General features: G+C 74.8%; 15 protein-coding genes. 4 read left to right on the plus strand and 11 right to left on the minus strand.

Going from position 1 to position 15,156, the window contains the following annotated elements; all coding sequences use genetic code 11:
- From ABT006_RS22855 to lysS, 3 genes are all read right to left on the minus strand, one after another.
- Positions 1–381: Clp protease N-terminal domain-containing protein (locus ABT006_RS22855; protein ID WP_350709392.1), on the minus strand; the 381-nt coding region annotated here is incomplete at its 3' end.
- Between the two features lie 460 nt (positions 382–841).
- On the minus strand, positions 842–1,192 hold the full coding sequence (locus ABT006_RS22860) for a histone-like nucleoid-structuring protein Lsr2 (protein WP_342672168.1): 351 nt from the start codon (positions 1,190–1,192) through the stop codon (positions 842–844).
- A gap of 110 nt (positions 1,193–1,302) precedes the next feature.
- Entirely contained in the window at positions 1,303–2,811 is a 1,509-nt protein-coding gene (lysS, locus tag ABT006_RS22865; RefSeq protein ID WP_350709394.1) for a lysine--tRNA ligase, read from the minus strand.
- Between the two features lie 91 nt (positions 2,812–2,902).
- Between lysS and ABT006_RS22870 the strand changes: the two genes are divergently transcribed.
- The gene (locus tag ABT006_RS22870) at positions 2,903–3,643 is read left to right on the plus strand and encodes a class I SAM-dependent methyltransferase (RefSeq protein WP_350709396.1); all 741 of its coding nucleotides are present in this window, start codon (positions 2,903–2,905) and stop codon (positions 3,641–3,643) included.
- A 53-nt stretch (positions 3,644–3,696) separates the two neighbouring features.
- On the opposite strand, the gene ABT006_RS22875 is transcribed toward ABT006_RS22870, so the two are convergent.
- From ABT006_RS22875 to ABT006_RS22905, 7 genes are all read right to left on the minus strand, one after another.
- On the minus strand, positions 3,697–4,455 hold the full coding sequence (locus ABT006_RS22875) for a type III pantothenate kinase (protein WP_350709398.1): 759 nt from the start codon (positions 4,453–4,455) through the stop codon (positions 3,697–3,699).
- Positions 4,456–4,487: 32 nt separating this feature from the next.
- Positions 4,488–5,384, minus strand: coding sequence for a carboxylating nicotinate-nucleotide diphosphorylase (nadC, locus tag ABT006_RS22880; RefSeq protein WP_350709400.1), 897 nt, complete (start codon positions 5,382–5,384; stop codon positions 4,488–4,490).
- The gene (locus tag ABT006_RS22885; protein WP_350709402.1) at positions 5,381–7,075 is read right to left on the minus strand and encodes an L-aspartate oxidase; all 1,695 of its coding nucleotides are present in this window, start codon (positions 7,073–7,075) and stop codon (positions 5,381–5,383) included. Before ABT006_RS22885 ends, nadC begins: the two co-directional genes overlap by 4 nt.
- Positions 7,076–7,164: 89 nt before the next feature.
- A complete protein-coding gene (locus ABT006_RS22890; protein ID WP_350709404.1) occupies positions 7,165–8,058 on the minus strand; it encodes a septum formation family protein in 894 nt (297 codons plus the stop codon).
- 167 nt (positions 8,059–8,225) lie between these two features.
- Complete coding sequence (panD, locus tag ABT006_RS22895) at positions 8,226–8,648, minus strand: aspartate 1-decarboxylase (protein WP_350709406.1); 423 nt, start codon at positions 8,646–8,648, stop codon at positions 8,226–8,228.
- Between the two features lie 35 nt (positions 8,649–8,683).
- Positions 8,684–9,532 carry a pantoate--beta-alanine ligase gene (panC, locus tag ABT006_RS22900; protein ID WP_350709408.1) on the minus strand — a complete coding sequence of 283 codons (849 nt, stop codon included), beginning with the start codon at positions 9,530–9,532 and terminating at the stop codon, positions 8,684–8,686.
- Between the two features lie 29 nt (positions 9,533–9,561).
- A complete protein-coding gene (locus ABT006_RS22905) occupies positions 9,562–10,539 on the minus strand; it encodes a Rossmann-like and DUF2520 domain-containing protein (protein WP_350709410.1) in 978 nt (325 codons plus the stop codon).
- A 153-nt stretch (positions 10,540–10,692) separates the two neighbouring features.
- Between ABT006_RS22905 and ABT006_RS22910 the strand changes: the two genes are divergently transcribed.
- Genes ABT006_RS22910 through ABT006_RS22920 form a run of 3 tightly spaced genes read left to right on the plus strand, consistent with a single transcriptional unit; the run spans position 10,693 to position 13,377 of the window.
- The gene (locus ABT006_RS22910; RefSeq protein ID WP_350709412.1) at positions 10,693–11,004 is read left to right on the plus strand and encodes a hypothetical protein; all 312 of its coding nucleotides are present in this window, start codon (positions 10,693–10,695) and stop codon (positions 11,002–11,004) included.
- 4 nt (positions 11,005–11,008) lie between these two features.
- Positions 11,009–12,193, plus strand: a complete 1,185-nt coding sequence (locus ABT006_RS22915) for an SAM-dependent methyltransferase (RefSeq protein ID WP_350709414.1) — start codon at positions 11,009–11,011, stop codon at positions 12,191–12,193.
- On the plus strand, positions 12,190–13,377 hold the full coding sequence (locus ABT006_RS22920) for an NADH-quinone oxidoreductase subunit D (RefSeq protein ID WP_350709415.1): 1,188 nt from the start codon (positions 12,190–12,192) through the stop codon (positions 13,375–13,377). The genes ABT006_RS22915 and ABT006_RS22920 overlap by 4 nt, the downstream gene beginning before the upstream one ends.
- 22 nt (positions 13,378–13,399) lie before the next feature.
- On the opposite strand, the gene ABT006_RS22925 is transcribed toward ABT006_RS22920, so the two are convergent.
- A complete protein-coding gene (locus ABT006_RS22925) occupies positions 13,400–15,076 on the minus strand; it encodes a 6TM ABC transporter family protein (RefSeq protein ID WP_350709417.1) in 1,677 nt (558 codons plus the stop codon).
- Positions 15,077–15,156 lie beyond the last annotated feature (80 nt).

Genomic DNA, 15,156 nt, shown 5'->3' on the forward strand with positions numbered 1-15,156 from the left:
CAGCTTCACCAGCACCTGGGCAGCAACGCCCTCACCCTCACGGATCAGGCCCAGCAGGATGTGCTCCGTACCGATGTAGTTGTGCCCGAGCTGCAACGCCTCACGCAGCGACAGCTCCAACACCTTCTTCGCCCGCGGCGTGAACGGGATATGCCCGCTCGGCGCCTGCTGACCCTGGCCGATGATCTCCTCGACCTGCTGACGCACACCCTCCAGGGAGATACCAAGACTCTCCAGAGCCTTGGCAGCGACGCCCTCACCCTCATGGATCAGACCCAGCAGGATGTGCTCCGTACCGATGTAGTTGTGGTTGAGCATCCGGGCCTCTTCCTGGGCCAGGACGACAACCCGTCGCGCTCGGTCGGTGAACCGCTCGAACATGCCCTCGTGCTCCTCACGTGCCGTGCGCACTCGATCTTGATGGTCAAGAAGTCGTGGCGGGGCCGGTGCGCGGACGTCCGGGACGGGCGTCCGTGCCTACTTACTCTATCGCCGCAGACCGACTCCGCTGAGGTCGTGTGTCCCCGCCGGAGGCCGCGTACGCGTCGTTTTACTCAACCGTCCGCGCTCAGGGGGTGTTCCGCGACCCCCGCCTGTACGCGCAGAGCGAAATTCGGCCACCGCCCGGACCGCGTCCGCCGGCCGGTGCCGGCGCCGACGCGGCCCCGAACCCGGGCCGCCGGGGAGTCGTCCACAGGCTGTGGACAAATTCTCCACCGGCTGTGGACAACCTCCGGCGGGGCGGAATTCTTCCCGGCCCGGGCGCACCCGTGGGCGGATACGGCGACGCCGGCCCGGAGTCGTGCTCCGGCCCGGCGTCTGTCGCCCGTCGGCGGTCGGGTCAGTGACCGGCCTTGGAGTGGTACTCGTCGACGATCTCCTGCGGGATCCGGCCCCGGTCGGAGATGTCCTTGCCGGCCTTCTTGGCCCAGGCCCGGATCGCCTTGTTCTGCTCCCGGTCGGCGGTGGCGCCGCCCCGGCCGCGCGCGGCCCGGCCGCCCACGACGACACCGCCCCGGCCCACCTTGGTGCCGTGGGCGATGTAGGGAGCGAATACGTCACGCAATTTCTCGGCGTTCGAGCTCGACAGGTCGATCTCGTACTGAACGCCGTCGAGCGCGAACTTGACGGTCTCGTCAGCGTCCCCGCCGTCCAGGTCATCGACCAGCTTATGAATGATCTGCTTGGCCACGTCCCACATTCCTTTCGAGCAGGGTGCTCCTGCAAACTTGAGAGCACAATAACCCGTGCGACGCTTGTCGCGTCAATAGGATGCGGTAACGACCCGGTGCGAGTACGCGACTACTCCGGCCGCACCAGGGGGAAGAGGATGGTTTCCCGAATTCCCAGGCCCGTCAGCGCCATCAAGAGTCGGTCGATTCCCATTCCCATACCCCCGGCCGGCGGCATTCCGTACTCCATCGCCCGGAGGAAGTCCTCGTCCAGCCGCATCGCCTCGTCGTCGCCGCGGGCCGCGAGCTGCGCCTGGGCCAGCAGCCGCTCCCGCTGCACCACCGGGTCCACCAGCTCCGAGTACGCCGTCCCCAGCTCGAACCCGAGCACGTAGAGGTCCCACTTCTCGGCCAGTCCCGGCTCGCTGCGGTGCGCCCGGGTGAGCGGGCTGGTCTCCTCCGGGTAGTCGCGGACGAAGGTGGGTGCCTGGAGGCCGGGGACGACCAGTTCCTCGAACAGTTCCTCGGCGAGCTTGCCCGGCCCCCACTTCGGGTCGACCGCCAATCCGACCTTGTCGGCGTACTCGACGAGGCGGGCGTGCTCGGTGCGTACCGTGACTTCCTCGCCGAGCGCCTCGGAAAGCACCCCGAAGAGGGTCACCGAGCGCCACTCCCCGCCCAGATCGAACTCCCGGCCGTCGGCGTGGGTGACCACGGTCGAGCCGGCGACCGCGATCGCCGCCTGCTGCACGAGATTGCGGGTCAGCTCCGCCATCGTGTCGTAGTCGCCGTACGCCTGGTATGCCTCGAGCATCGCGAACTCCGGGGAGTGCGAGGAGTCGATGCCCTCATTACGGAAGTTGCGGTTGATCTCGAAGACCCGGTCGACGCCGCCGACGACGGCCCGCTTGAGAAACAGTTCCGGCGCGATTCGCAGATACAGATCGGTGCTCAGCGCATTGCTGTGGGTCACGAATGGCCGGGCCGCCGCGCCGCCGTGCAGCAACTGCAGCATCGGGGTCTCCACCTCGATGAAGTCCCGGTCGTGCAGCGAGTCGCGCAGGCTGCGGACGGTCGCGGCCCGGGTGCGTACCATCTGGCGCGCCTGCGGCCGGACGATCAGGTCGACGTAGCGCTGCCGGACCCGCGCCTCCTCGCTCAGCGGCTTGTGCGCCACCGGCAGCGGGCGCAGCGCCTTCGCCGTGACCGCCCACTCGTCGGCCAACACGGACAGCTCGCCCCGGCGGCTGGTGATCACCTCGCCGGTCACCCCGACGTGGTCGCCGAGGTCGACGAGGCGCTTCCAGTCGTCCAGCCGCTCGGCGCCGACCCGGTCCAGCGAGAGCATCGCCTGCAACTCGGTGCCGTCGCCGTCCCTGAGGGTGGCGAAGCAGAGCTTGCCGGTGTTGCGTACGAAGATCACCCGGCCGGTGACCGAGGCACGGTCGCCGGTGGCGGTGTCGGTGGGCAGCTCGGCGTACTTCTCGCGGATCTCGGCCAGCGTGCTGGTCCGGGGGAATCCGACCGGGTACGGCTCGACGCCCTCGGCGAGCATCCGGTCCCGCTTCTCCCGGCGGACCTTCATCTGCTCGGGAAGGTCGTCGGCGGGATCGACTGGCACGGGAGTCTGCTCGGTCACGGCACGCTTCCTCAGAAGGAGATTTCGGGCGGGGTCAGGCCCCGAGCGTACTCAAGGCGCCAGGGAGGCGTTACGGGATAACCTGCCCGCCATGACCGACCCCACTCACGCCCTGTCGTTCGGTGCGGCGGCGGGCGAATACGACCGGTTCCGGCCCCGCTATCCCGAGGAGGCGGTGCGCTGGGCGCTCGACGGGCTGGACGCGCCCGCCCGCGTCGTCGAGCTGGGCGCCGGGACCGGCATCCTCACCCGCGGGGTGCTCGCCCTCGGACACGAGGTGGTGCCCGTCGAGCCGGACCCCGGGATGCGGGCCCGCTTGGACGCCGTCACCCCGGGCACCACGGCCGTGGCGGGCAGCGCCGAGTCGGTGCCGCTGCCGGACGGCGCGGCCGACGCGGTGCTGGCGGGGCAGGCGTACCACTGGTTCGACCGGGAGCGGGCGCACGCCGAGATCGCCCGGCTGCTCCGGCCCGGCGGCGTCCTCGCGCCGATCTGGAACCTGCGGGACGAGCGGACCGGCTGGGTGGCGGAGCTGACGAAGATCGCCCGGATGGGCGGCAGCGCCGACGACCTGGCCAGCCGCGTCGGCGACTTCGGGCCGGCGTTCGCGCCGGCCGAGCAGGCCGTTTTCGCGCACCGCACCACGCTCACCCCGGACGAGCTGGTCGGCATGGTCCGGACCCGCTCGTACTACCTGACGGCCGACCCGGAACGGCGGCGGGACCTCGACCGGGAACTGCGCGACCTGCTGGACACCCACCCCGACCTGGCCGGGCGGGAGCGCTTCGACCTGCCGTACCGCACGCTCGTCTGCCGCGCCCGGCGGCGCTGAGGCCGGCGGCGGCGCCCGGCCCCGGCGGCGGCCCGGGACCGGGGCCGGCGGGGTCAGACGTTGCGGTCGTAGACCATCCGCAGGCCGATCAGGGTGATCATCGGCTCGTGGTGGGTGATCGTGCGGCACTCGTTGATCACCAGGCCGGCGAGCCCGCCGGTGGCGATGACGGCCCGCACCTCGCCCAGCTCCTCGGTCATCCGCTCGACGATCCGGTCGACCTGACCGGCGAAGCCGAAGTAGAGGCCGGACTGGAGGCACTCGACGGTGTTCTTGCCGATCACCGAGCGGGGCCGGGTGGCCTCCACCTTGCGCAGCTGGGCGGCTCGGGCGGCGAGCGCGTCGAAGGAGATCTCGATGCCCGGCGCGAAGGCGCCGCCGAGGAACTCGCCCCGGTCGCTGATCACGTCGAAGTTGGTGGTGGTGCCGAAGTCCACCACGATCGACGGCCCGCCGTAGAGGGTGTACGCGGCCAGGGTGTTCACCACCCGGTCGGCGCCCACCTCCTTCGGGTTGTCGATGGCGAGCTGCACACCGGTGCGCACCCCGGGCTCGACGATCACGCTCGGCAGGTCGGCGTAGTAGCGGGACAGCATGGTGCGCAGCGAGCGCAGCGCGGCCGGCACGGTGGAGCAGGCCGCCACGCCGGTGATCTCGACGGCGTCCCCGGCGAGCAGGCCCCGGAACTTCAGGCCCAGCTCGTCCGCCGTCGACCGCGCATCGGTCTTGATCCGCCAGGAGTGCACCAGCTTGTCGCCGTCGAAGGTCGCCAGCACGGTGTTGGTGTTTCCGATGTCGATGCAGAGCAGCACGATCGCAGCCTAGACAACGGCCTGCCGCCGGTTCACTCGGTGCGCAGGTCCATGGCGATGTCGAGGATCGGCGAGGAGTGGGTCAGTGCCCCGACCGACAGGAAGTCGACGCCGGTCGCCGCGTAGCGCGCCGCGACGTCGAGGGTCAGCCCGCCGGTCGCCTCCAGCTCCGCCCGGTCCCCCACGGCGGCAACCACCTCGGTGAGCATCTCCGGGGTCATGTTGTCCAGCAGCAGGAATTCCGCTCCGGCCTCGACGGCCTCCACCGCCTCGGCGAGCGTGTCCACCTCGACCTGCACCGGCACGTCCGGGAAGGTCTCCCGGACCCGGCGGAAGGCCGCCGTGATGCCGCCCGCCGCCAGCTTGTGGTTGTCCTTGATCATGGCGACGTCGTGCAGGCCCATCCGCTTGTTCGTGCCGCCGCCGGCGCGGACCGCGTACTTCTCCAGGACACGCAGGCCCGGGGTGGTCTTGCGGGTGTCCAGCACCATCGCCTTGGTGCCGGCCAGCGCGTCCGCCCAGGCCCGGGTGTGGGTGGCCACCCCGGACATCCGGCAGAGCAGGTTCAGCGCCGTCCGCTCGGCGGTGAGCAGCAGCCGGGTCGGGCCGGTCACCGTGGCCAGCACGTCGCCGCGCGCCACCCGCGCGCCGTCGTGGGCCACCAGCGACACCTCGACCGTACGGCCGGCGCCGGTCACCTCGCCGACCAGCTCGAACACGGCCGCCGCCACGGCCAGCCCGGCCACCACGCCGTCGGCGCGGGCCACCAGGTCGGCCGTGTCGGTCTGCCCCGCGGGGATGGTGGCGACGCTCGTGACGTCGAGGAAGTCGGGCCCCAGGTCCTCGGCCAGCGCGTTCCCGACCACCCGCCGCACCTGCGCCGGGTCCAGGCCGGCGTCCCGCAACGCCCGCTCCGTCGACTCCGTCATCGAATCCCCTCCCACTGAGACGTCAACCGGCCCTGCGCCCCGACCGCGCCGACGAGGTGGCCGAGCCACCGCTCGTCGGCCGTCGGGAAGTCCTCCCGCCAGTGGCAGCCCCGGGTCTCCCGGCGGGCGTACGCGGCGGCGACCAGCGCCGACGCCACGGTGATCAGGTTCGTCGCCTCCCAGTCGGCCGTCCGCGGCCGGCCCCGGCCCTCGCCGAGCCCGGTCAGCGCGTCGGCGGTCCCCACGAGGGTCTGCGCCGAGCGGAGTACGCCCGCGCCCCGGGTCATCGCCCGTTGCAGGGTCGGCGTCGCCTCGGCCGGCACCACCCAGCCCTCGCCGCCGACCCAGGCGCCGGTCGACGCCGGCTGGGCCTGCTCCGGCAGCCCGACGGCGATGTCCTCGGCGATCCGCCGGGAGAACACCAGCCCCTCCAGCAGGGAGTTGCTGGCCAGCCGGTTCGCGCCGTGCACGCCCGTGCAGGCGACCTCGCCGCAGGCGTACAGGCCGGGGATGGAGGTGCGGCCGCGCAGGTCGGTGCGGACGCCGCCGGAGGCGTAGTGGGCGGCCGGGGCCACCGGGATCAGGTCGGCCGCCGGGTCGACCCCGATGGCCAGGCAGGACGCGACGATGGTCGGGAAGCGCCGGGCCAGGAAGTCGCCGCCCAGGTGCCGGGCGTCGAGGAAGACGTGGTCCGCGCCGGTGGCCAGCAGCACCCGGTGGATGCCCTTGGCCACCACGTCCCGGGGCGCCAGCTCGGCCAGCTCGTGCTGCCCGACCATGAACCGCTTGCCGTCGCCGTCGACCAGGTGGGCGCCCTCGCCGCGCAGGGCCTCGGAGACGAGCGGCTGCTGGGCGTGCCCGGCGCCCGGCACGCCCGCGCCGGCCGGGGTGATCAGCGCGGTCGGATGGAACTGGACGAACTCCACGTCGGTGACCGCCGCGCCGGCGCGCATCGCCAGCGCCACCCCGTCCCCGGTCGACACGGCCGGGTTGGTGGTGGCCGCGTAGATCTGGCCCATCCCGCCGGTGGCCAGGACGACCGCCCGGGCCAGGATGGCGCCCACCCCGTCCTCGCTGCCCTCGCCGAGCACGTGCAGGGTGATGCCGCAGGCCGCGCCGAGCCCGCCCGGGCCGTCGCCGGGCGCGCGCAGCAGGTCCAGCACCAGGGCGTGCTCGACCAGCCGGATCCACGGGTCGCGGCGGACGGCGGCGTGCAGGGCCCGCTGGACCTCGGCCCCGGTGGCGTCGCCGCCGGCGTGCACGATCCGGTCCGCCCGGTGCCCGCCCTCGCGGGTGAGCATCAGCGAGCCGTCCGGGTTGCGGTCGAACTCCGCCCCGATCCGCATCAGCTCGCGCAACCGGGTCGGGCCCTCCTCGACCAGCACCCGCACCGCCGCCGGGTCGCAGAGCCCGACGCCGGCGATCTCCGTGTCGGAGGCGTGCGCGGCCGGGGTGTCGTGCGGGTCAAGCACGGCGGCGATGCCGCCCTGCGCCCAGCGGGTCGAACCCTCGTCGATGTTGACCTTCGTGACCACGGTGACGTGCAGGCCCGCCTCCCGCAGGTGCAGCGCGGCGGTGAGCCCCGCCACCCCGGAGCCGACCACGATCACGTCGGTGGTCTCCACCCAGCCGGGCGCGGGGGCGGCCAGCAGTCGGGGCAGCGCCGGCAGGTCCACGGTCGGAAGGTCCATGCCCACAGTCAACCCGAAGGGCCCTCGCGGGGGGCGGCGGGGGCGGGACGAGTGGTTTGGACCATCGCGTCCGGTGGCCGGGAGGGTGCCTACCTCGTCCGGACCGGCAGGGCGGCCGGGCCCGCGCCCCTCAGGGAGCCGGTCACCGTACGGTCGTCGAGCCACAGGTAGCAGCGGACGCCGCGGTCGCCGACGCGCCAGCGCCCCGCCCCCGGCGGTCGCACCACCACCCCGCTGCGGAAGCGCAGGTCCGCGTCGTCGGGCACCCCCACGTAGCGGCCCAGCACCGAGCGGCAGCCGGCGTAGAGCGGGGCCCAGTCGGCGGGCCGCGTCGGGTACGGGCGGTCCGGCGCCCGCCACACCCCGACGAACTCGGCGTCGTGCCGGGTGGCGCAGTCGACGGGGAGCAGCGTCCGCACCGCCCCGCCGCCGGCCCGGGTCTGCTGGCAGCCGAGCCGCAGCGGCGACGGCCCGCGCAGCGCGTCCCGCAGGCTGCCGGAGCGGGTGACCACCGTGGCGGCGGCCTCGACGGTGCTCACCTCGGTCAGGTCGCACCGGTACCAGCGGGAGCCGGCCGCCCAGCCGGGCCCGGACGGCAGGGCCACGGCCAGCCGGAGCCGCCCGGCCCGCCAGTCGTCGCCGACGTGCCCGGTGACGCGCGCGTCGCAGTCGGCGAACGCGCCCCGCAGCTCGGCCGAGCCGCCCGGTGGCGGGGTGGCCCGCTCGGCCGGGAAGGCGCCCACGTGCACGGTCTCGACCCGGTGCGGCGCGGCGCAGTCCACCGGCGCGTACGTCGCCAGGGTCACCACGTCGGTGAAGTCGGCGGCCTGGCAGACGCCGGCGGCCGGGGTGAACGGGCCGGGCGCGGGCAGGGCCGCCCAGTCGTCGGCCAGGTCACCGTCCAGCCCGGCGGAGCCGGCGCAGCCGACCAGGAGGACTGCCGCGCTCACGGCGGCGAGCAGGGTGGTCATCGAACGGCGCATCGCGGCCTCCCCCAGCCACCGCGTCTCTTCGACGGGCACCCAGACTACCCACCGCCGCCCTCCGGTGACAGACCGCGCTCGCGCTCCCATTCACCCCGTACGCCGCGCACCCGCGGTCACCGCCCCGACAGACGGGACTTGTGGCGGCAGAAGGCGAGCGGGGCGGGTCAGGCGGCGGCGTATGGGTTGGGGACGGGGGCGCCGGCGGTGCCGGGGGCGGCGGTGGTGGGGTCGGTGTTCAGCTCGACGATCCGGTTGTCGGCGTCGACGTGCACGACCCTCGGCCGATAGGCCCGGGACTCGGCGTCGTCCATCTGCCCGTACGAGATGAGGATGACCAGGTCGCCCGGGTGCACCAGGTGGGCGGCGGCACCGTTGATGCCGATCACGCCGCTGCCCCGCTCGCCCGGGATCACGTACGTCTCCAACCGGGCCCCGTTGGTGATGTCCACGATCGCCACCTGCTCGCCCGGGAGCAGATCGGCGGCGTCGAGCAGGTCCTCGTCGATGGTGACCGAGCCGACATAGTGCAGGTCGGCCTGGGTCACCGTGGCCCGGTGGATCTTCGACTTGAGCATGGTGCGCAGCATCGGGATGCCTTTCGGGAACGTGGTGGGGGCCGGATTCAGGAGCGGGGGGCGAGCCGGATCGCCGCGTTGTCGATCAGCCGGGTGCCGCCGACCCAGGCGGCGACGAGCAGCCGTGCCGGACCGGACACCGGCCCCGGCTCCAGGTCCGGGTCGGTGAGCACCAGGTAGTCGAGCCGCGCGCCGGGCGTACCGGCGCCGAAGGCGGCGTGCGCGGCGGCGAGCACGGCCCCCGCGTCACCGCCCGCGTCGGCGGCCTCGGCACCGGCCCGCAGCGCCGCCGACAGGCTCAACGCGGTCTCCCGCTCGGCCGGGGAGAGGTAGCGGTTGCGGCTGGACAGGGCGAGCCCGTCGGGCTCCCGCACGGTGGGCACGCCGACCACCTCGACCGGCACGTCGAGATCCCGGGCCATCCGCCGCACCAGGGTGAGCTGCTGGTAGTCCTTCTCCCCGAAGAACGCCAGGTCGGGGCGGGTGAGCTGGAGCAGCTTCAACACCACCGTCAGCACCCCGTGGAAGAACCCGGGGCGGCTCTGCCCCTCCAGGTCCTCGCCGAGCGGACCCGGGTCGACCCGGACGCGGGGCTGGCCGTCCGGGTACATGTCCGCCACCGACGGGGCGAACACCACGTCGGCGCCCGCCCGCCGACAGATCTCCAGGTCGGCGTCGAGGGTGCGCGGGTAACGGTCGAAGTCCTCGTTCGGCCCGAACTGGAGCGGGTTGACGAAGATCGTGACGAGCACGTGGTCGGCCCGCTCCCGGGCCGCCCGCAGCAGCGTCTCGTGCCCGGAGTGCAGGGCGCCCATGGTCATCACGACGCCGACAGTGCCCTTGAGCCCGTCCCGCGCCGCGGCCAGCTCGGCGCGGGTGTGCACCAACTCCGTCACGCGGTCCCCTCCGTCCATCGTCGGCCCGTTCACGCGGCGACCTCCCGCCGGGTCCCGGCCAGCACGCCGAGCAGCGACTCCGCGTCGACCGGGCGGAGCCGGCCGGCGGCGATGGCCCGGTCGGCCGTACGCCGGGCCAGGGCCAGGTAGGGCGCGACCGACTCGGGTGCGGTGGCGGCGAGCCGGGCCAGGTGCCGCTCGACCGTGCCGGCGTCGCCCCGGGACACCGGCCCGGTCAGCGCGTCGTCGCCGAGGCGCAGCGCATTCTCCAGGGCTGCCCGCAGCAGCGGGGCGAGCACCTTCTCCGGCTGGGCCACCCCGGCGTCGCGCAGCCGGTCGGCCGCCTCGTTGACCAGGGTCACCAGGTGGTTGGCGCCGTGCGCCAGCGCCGCGTGGTAGAGCGGCCGGTCGGCCTCGCCGACCCACTCCGGCACGCCACCGAGGTCGGCGACCAGCCGGGCGGCCAGGGGGCGCAGCTCCGCCGGGGCCGTCACGCCGTACGAGATGCCGGCCAGCCGGGCGAGGTCGTCCGGCGTACCGGTGAAGGTCATGGCGGGGTGCAGGGCGAGCGGCCGGGCGCCCGCCGGGGCGGCGGGGGCGAGCACGGCCAACCCGTGCGCGCCGGAGACGTGCGCCACGACCTGGCCGGGACGCAGCGCGCCGCTGTCGGCCAGGTCGGCGACGACCCCGGCGAGCGCGTCGTCCGGCACGGCGAGCAGCAGCAGATCGGTGGCCGCGCGGGCCACGGCGGCGGCGGAGCGGCGGGGTACCCGGGGCAGCAGCAGCGCCAGCCGGGCCTGCGAGGCGCCGGAGCCGCCGGAGGCGGCGGCCACCCGGTGGCCGGCGGCGACGAGCGCGGCGCCCAGCGCCGCGCCGACCCGGCCGGCGCCGACGACGCCGACGGTGAGCGTGCGCGGGAAGGAGAGCGGGGCGCCGGATGTGGCGCCGCCCGACGGTACGGCGGCCGTAGGCGGGGTGGCCGCCTGCGGGCGCAGCGGTGCGCTCATGGCAACGATCCAGTCCTCGGAGGGGGTACCGGTCGATCGCAAGTATGCGCCGCCGTGACGGAGCCGAAACAGGGTCTGTGAAAACCTTCACCGGGCGGTGCGCGGGGGCGTTCCCGGCGGCGTGGGCGGCCGGCTGCGGCTACAGTGCCGCCTGTGACGGAGCGGATCGTGGTGGACGAGGTCGGCATCCGGACGGAGGACGATCGGCACAGCTTCGGCTGGCCCTGGGCCGAGATCCAACACGTCTCGGTCGCCGCGCTGCCCCCCGCGGAGCACCGGTTCCTGTACTTCGAGGTCACCCACGTGTCGGGCGAGTTCATGGAGGTCGGCGAGACGGTCGACGGGTTCCGGGAGGCGGTGACCGTCATCTCCGCCCGCGCCGGGCGGGCGGCCCCCGACCTCGACGCGCTCCGACCGTCCGACCCCGTGCTGGAGATCTGGTCGCCCCTGCGGGACGAGGGATGAGCTGATGCCGGTCCGCTGGCGGGACGCCATGGACCGGGCGCTCTACGGGCCGGGCGGGTTCTTCGTCGCCGGCTCCGGCCCGGCCGACCACTTCCGCACCAGCGTGCACGCGTCCCCCGCCTTCGCCGCCGCGCTGCTGCGGCTCGTCGAGCAGGTCGACGCCGCCCTCGGCCACCCCGCTGTCCTCTCCGTCGTCGACGTGGGAGCGGGTCGGGGTGAGTTGCTGCGTGCGCTCTCCGCCGCCCTGGGGGTTGCCGGGGAGCCCGCCCGCTCCGGGCGGTCAGGCTTGATCCCTCCGCAGGCGGCCTCCCCGGCAACCCCGACTCCCCCGGCCGCCGCCCGGCCCTCGCTCCCGTCCGGCCCGTCGCCCGCCGGTCCCGCCCCGTCCGCGCCGGTTACGCTCGCTCGACGGGTACGCCTCACCGCCGTCGAGAAGGCGCCCCGACCGGCCGACCTGCCGGACGGGATCGACTGGCTGGACGAGATCCCCGACGGGATCACCGGGCTGCTGGTGGCTACCGAGTGGCTGGACAACGTGCCGCTCGACGTGGCGGTGCACACCGCCGACGGCTGGCGCTACCTGCTGGTCGACCCGGCCAGCGGAGCGGAGACCGTGGGTAACCCGGTCGACCCCGCCGACGCCGACTGGCTGGCCCGATGGTGGCCGGCGCCGGGGGCCGGCGCGGACGGGATCGGCCCGACCAGGTCAGGGTTCCGGGCCACCGGGGTGCGAGCAGAGATCGGCCGGACCCGCGACGAGGCCTGGGCGGAGGCCGTGCGCCACGTCGACCGGGGGCTGGCGTTGGCCGTGGACTACGGGCACCTGAGGGACGACCGACCGGTCGACGGGAGCCTGACCGGGTACCGGGGCGGGCGGCAGGTGCCGCCGGTGCCCGACGGGACCTGCGACGTCACCGCACACGTCGCCGTCGACTCCGTCGCCTCCGCCGGTGGGCGGGTCGCCCGGTGCGCGTACGACCTGGTGTCGCAGCGGGCGGCGCTGCGGGCGCTCGGGGCCGACGGCGGGCGACCGGCGCTGAGCCTGGCCGCCAGCGACCCGGTCGGGTACGTGCGGGCGCTCGCCGCCGCCTCGGCCGTGGCGGAGCTGACCGACCCGGCCGGGCTGGGCGGGCACTGGTGGCTGCGGCAACCGGTCGGCGTCGACCCCGAGCGGTTCATGGCACGATGACGGACATGACCACGGACGCCGGCGACCTCCGCGAGCTGACCGTCGGCACCGGAGCGGGCCTGGTGGCGGGCACCGGCGGGGAGCAGCTCGGCACCGACATGGTGCTCAACATCGGGCCGCAGCACCCCTCCACGCACGGCGTGCTCCGGCTGAGGCTGGTGCTCGACGGCGAGCGCGTGGTGGCCTGCGAGCCGATCGTCGGCTACATGCACCGGGGCGCGGAGAAGCTCTTCGAGGTCCGCGACTACCGGCAGATCATCGTGCTGGCCAACCGGCACGACTGGCTCTCGGCCTTCTCCAACGAGCTGGGCGTGGTGCTCGCCGTGGAGCGGCTGATGGGCATGGAGGTGCCGGAACGGGCCACCTGGCTGCGGATGGCCCTCGCGGAGCTGAACCGGGTGCTCAACCACCTGATGTTCCTCGGCTCCTACCCGCTGGAGATCGGCGCGATCACGCCGATGTTCTACGCGTTCCGCGAGCGGGAGACGATCCAGGCCGTGATGGAGGAGGTCTCCGGCGGCCGGATCCACTACATGTTCAACCGGGTGGGCGGCCTCAAGGAGGAGGTGCCGTCCGGCTGGACCGGCCGGGCGCGGGCCGCCGTCGCGGAGGTCCGCGGACGCATGCCGGACCTGGACAACCTGATCCGGCGCAACGAGATCTTCCTGGCCCGCACGGTCGGCGTCGGCGTGCTCACCGCGGCGGACGCCGCCGCGTTCGGCGCGTCCGGGCCGGTCGCCCGGGCCTCCGGCCTCGACCTCGACCTGCGCCGCGACGAGCCCTACCTGGCCTACGACCAGCTGGACGTGCCGGTGGTGACGAAGACCGCCGGGGACTGCCACGCCCGCTTCGAGGTGCTGCTCGACCAGGTGTACGCCTCGCTCGACCTCGCCGAGCAGTGCCTGGACCGGGTGGACCGGCTCACCGGGCCGGTCAACACCCGGCTGCCGAAGGTGCTCAAGGCGCCGGAGGGGCACACCTACGCGTGGACCGAGAACCCGCTCGGCATCAACGGCTACTACCTGGTCTCCCGAGGCGAGAAGACGCCGTGGCGGCTCAAGCTGCGCACCGCGTCGTACGCGAACGTGCAGGCGCTGGCCACCCTGCTCCCCGGCTGCCTGGTGTCGGACCTGATCGCCATTCTCGGCTCGATGTTCTTCGTGGTCGGCGACATCGACAAGTGACCCGCGCGGCCCCGGTCGCCGGTCAGCGCCAGCGGTCGGCGGAACGCGAGCCGCCCGCGCGGGGGGCGTCGTCCTGCGGCGGGTAGCCGTAGCGTTCCTCCTGCCGTCGGCCGTACCGCTCCGGCTCGGGCTCCGGCTGGCGGGCGCGGTGCGCCTCGGGCTGGTGCCCGCGCTGGCGGGGCGGGCGCCACTCCTCGGGCACCGGCACCCCGCCGGCCGGCAGCGCCGGCGCGTCCCCTGGCTCCGTCCAGCCGCCCCGCCATCCGTCGTCCGCCCGTTCCCGATGCGGCTCGTCCCGGCGGACCGTCGCCCAGCGGTCCTCGACCCGGTACTCGGTGCCGGTGGCGTCCGCGTGCACCTCGGCGCGTCGCTCCCCGACCCGCAGTTCCCGGCCCCGGTCGTCGTCCCGCACGGCCGCCCACCGGTCACCGGCGCGCAGCTCCGACCAGTACTCACCGCTCTCCGGCCCCGCCTCGTCGGGCTGGTGCGGCCGGCCCCGCCCCGGCTGCTCGGCCGGCACGGCCCAGGCCGCCGGCCCGCCCGTGCCGTCCCAGCCCCGGTCGTCCCAGTGCTGCCCGCGCTCCTGCCGCTGCCCGCGTTCGTCCCGTCGGCCCGGCCACTCGCGGTCGGTCCCCTGCCCGGACCACTCGCCCCCGTCGCGCGATCGCGACCGGTCGTCGTCCCGGGGCACGCCGGCCGTCGCCCACGACCGGTCGTCGTTCCGCCGGGAACGGTCGTCGTCGCGCCGGGACCGGTCCTCCGGGTCGCCGTGGCCGGCCCGGGGCCGGTCGTCCGACTCGCCGGACCACGGCCGCTCCTCCGGTGCCGGCGACCACCGTCCCGCGTACCCGCCGCCGTACCGGCTGCCCGGGTCGCCGGGCACGGACGCGCCACCGTCCACGATGGTGTGCCGGGTGGTGACGTGGACGGTCTCGGTGTGCCGCACCACCCCGAGCGGGCGCGCGGCGGGCTGGCTCTCGGGCTCCGCCGGCCGGGCCGCCCCGTACACCCCGGCCGCTCCGCCGGCGGGTCGGTCCCCGCCGTACACCCCGGCGGACCCGGTGGTGGCGGGCCGGTCACCGCCGTACCCGCCGGCCGAGCCGCCGGTGGGCCGGTCCCCGCCGTACGCCCCGGCCTGGGCCGCCGGCCGCTCGACGCGCGGGCCCGGCTGGGGCCGGCGGGCGGGCTCCTCGTCGTCCCGGTCGGCGCGTCCCCAGCGGGACGCCGGATCGTCCTGGCCCGGCGCCCGCCCCCGGCCGGAGAACCCGTCGTCGGCGGATCCCGGGCCCCGGCCGGCATCGGCCTGGTCGTCGACTCCGGCCAGCGCGGCGCTGCTGGCGTCCAGCCGCCGGCGCAGCGCGGCGACCGCCTCCTGGGCCCGCTGGGCCTGGTCGAGCGCCTGGTTGCCGCGCTGGGCGGCCGCCACGATCTCCCCGCGCAGCTCGTGGCGGAGCTGCTCCATCTCGTCCAGCAGCTCCTCGGTGCGGGCCGGGCCGGCGCCGTCGGCGCGCAACGTGATCGACAGGCCGATCAGGACCACGGCCAGGATGGCGAGCACGGCGGCGAACCGCAGCGGACCGTTGCCGTCGGCGACGAGCAGGATCAGCGCCGCCACCGGCGCCAGCGCGACGCCGATCCAGAAGAGCACGGTGAGCAGCGGTGGATTGCGCTTGTCGGCGGGGGCGACCGGGGCTGGCATGGGTCCGCAGCCTACCGAGAGTTCCCTCGGCTGGAAACGGCTGGCGAGACCCGGCGGGACGGGACGGCGCAGCCGGTAGC

Origin of the sequence: Micromonospora sp. NPDC002717 (assembly GCF_040295705.1) — a bacterium.
Classification (GTDB): Bacteria; Actinomycetota; Actinomycetes; order Mycobacteriales; family Micromonosporaceae; genus Micromonospora.

Excerpts from the sequence above, each read along its gene's own strand:
- panD (WP_350709406.1), bottom strand. The coding sequence starts at position 8,648 with ATGCTGCGCACCATGCTCAAGTCGAAGATCCACCGGGCCACGGTGACC.
- ABT006_RS22885 (WP_350709402.1), bottom strand. The coding sequence starts at position 7,075 with ATGGACCTTCCGACCGTGGACCTGCCGGCGCTGCCCCGACTGCTGGCC.
- ABT006_RS22870 (WP_350709396.1), top strand. The coding sequence starts at position 2,903 with ATGACCGACCCCACTCACGCCCTGTCGTTCGGTGCGGCGGCGGGCGAA.
- ABT006_RS22915 (WP_350709414.1), top strand. The coding sequence starts at position 11,009 with ATGCCGGTCCGCTGGCGGGACGCCATGGACCGGGCGCTCTACGGGCCG.
- ABT006_RS22905 (WP_350709410.1), bottom strand. The coding sequence starts at position 10,539 with ATGAGCGCACCGCTGCGCCCGCAGGCGGCCACCCCGCCTACGGCCGCC.
- ABT006_RS22920 (WP_350709415.1), top strand. The coding sequence starts at position 12,190 with ATGACGGACATGACCACGGACGCCGGCGACCTCCGCGAGCTGACCGTC.
- nadC (WP_350709400.1), bottom strand. The coding sequence starts at position 5,384 with ATGACGGAGTCGACGGAGCGGGCGTTGCGGGACGCCGGCCTGGACCCG.
- ABT006_RS22925 (WP_350709417.1), bottom strand. The coding sequence starts at position 15,076 with ATGCCAGCCCCGGTCGCCCCCGCCGACAAGCGCAATCCACCGCTGCTC.
- ABT006_RS22890 (WP_350709404.1), bottom strand. The coding sequence starts at position 8,058 with ATGCGCCGTTCGATGACCACCCTGCTCGCCGCCGTGAGCGCGGCAGTC.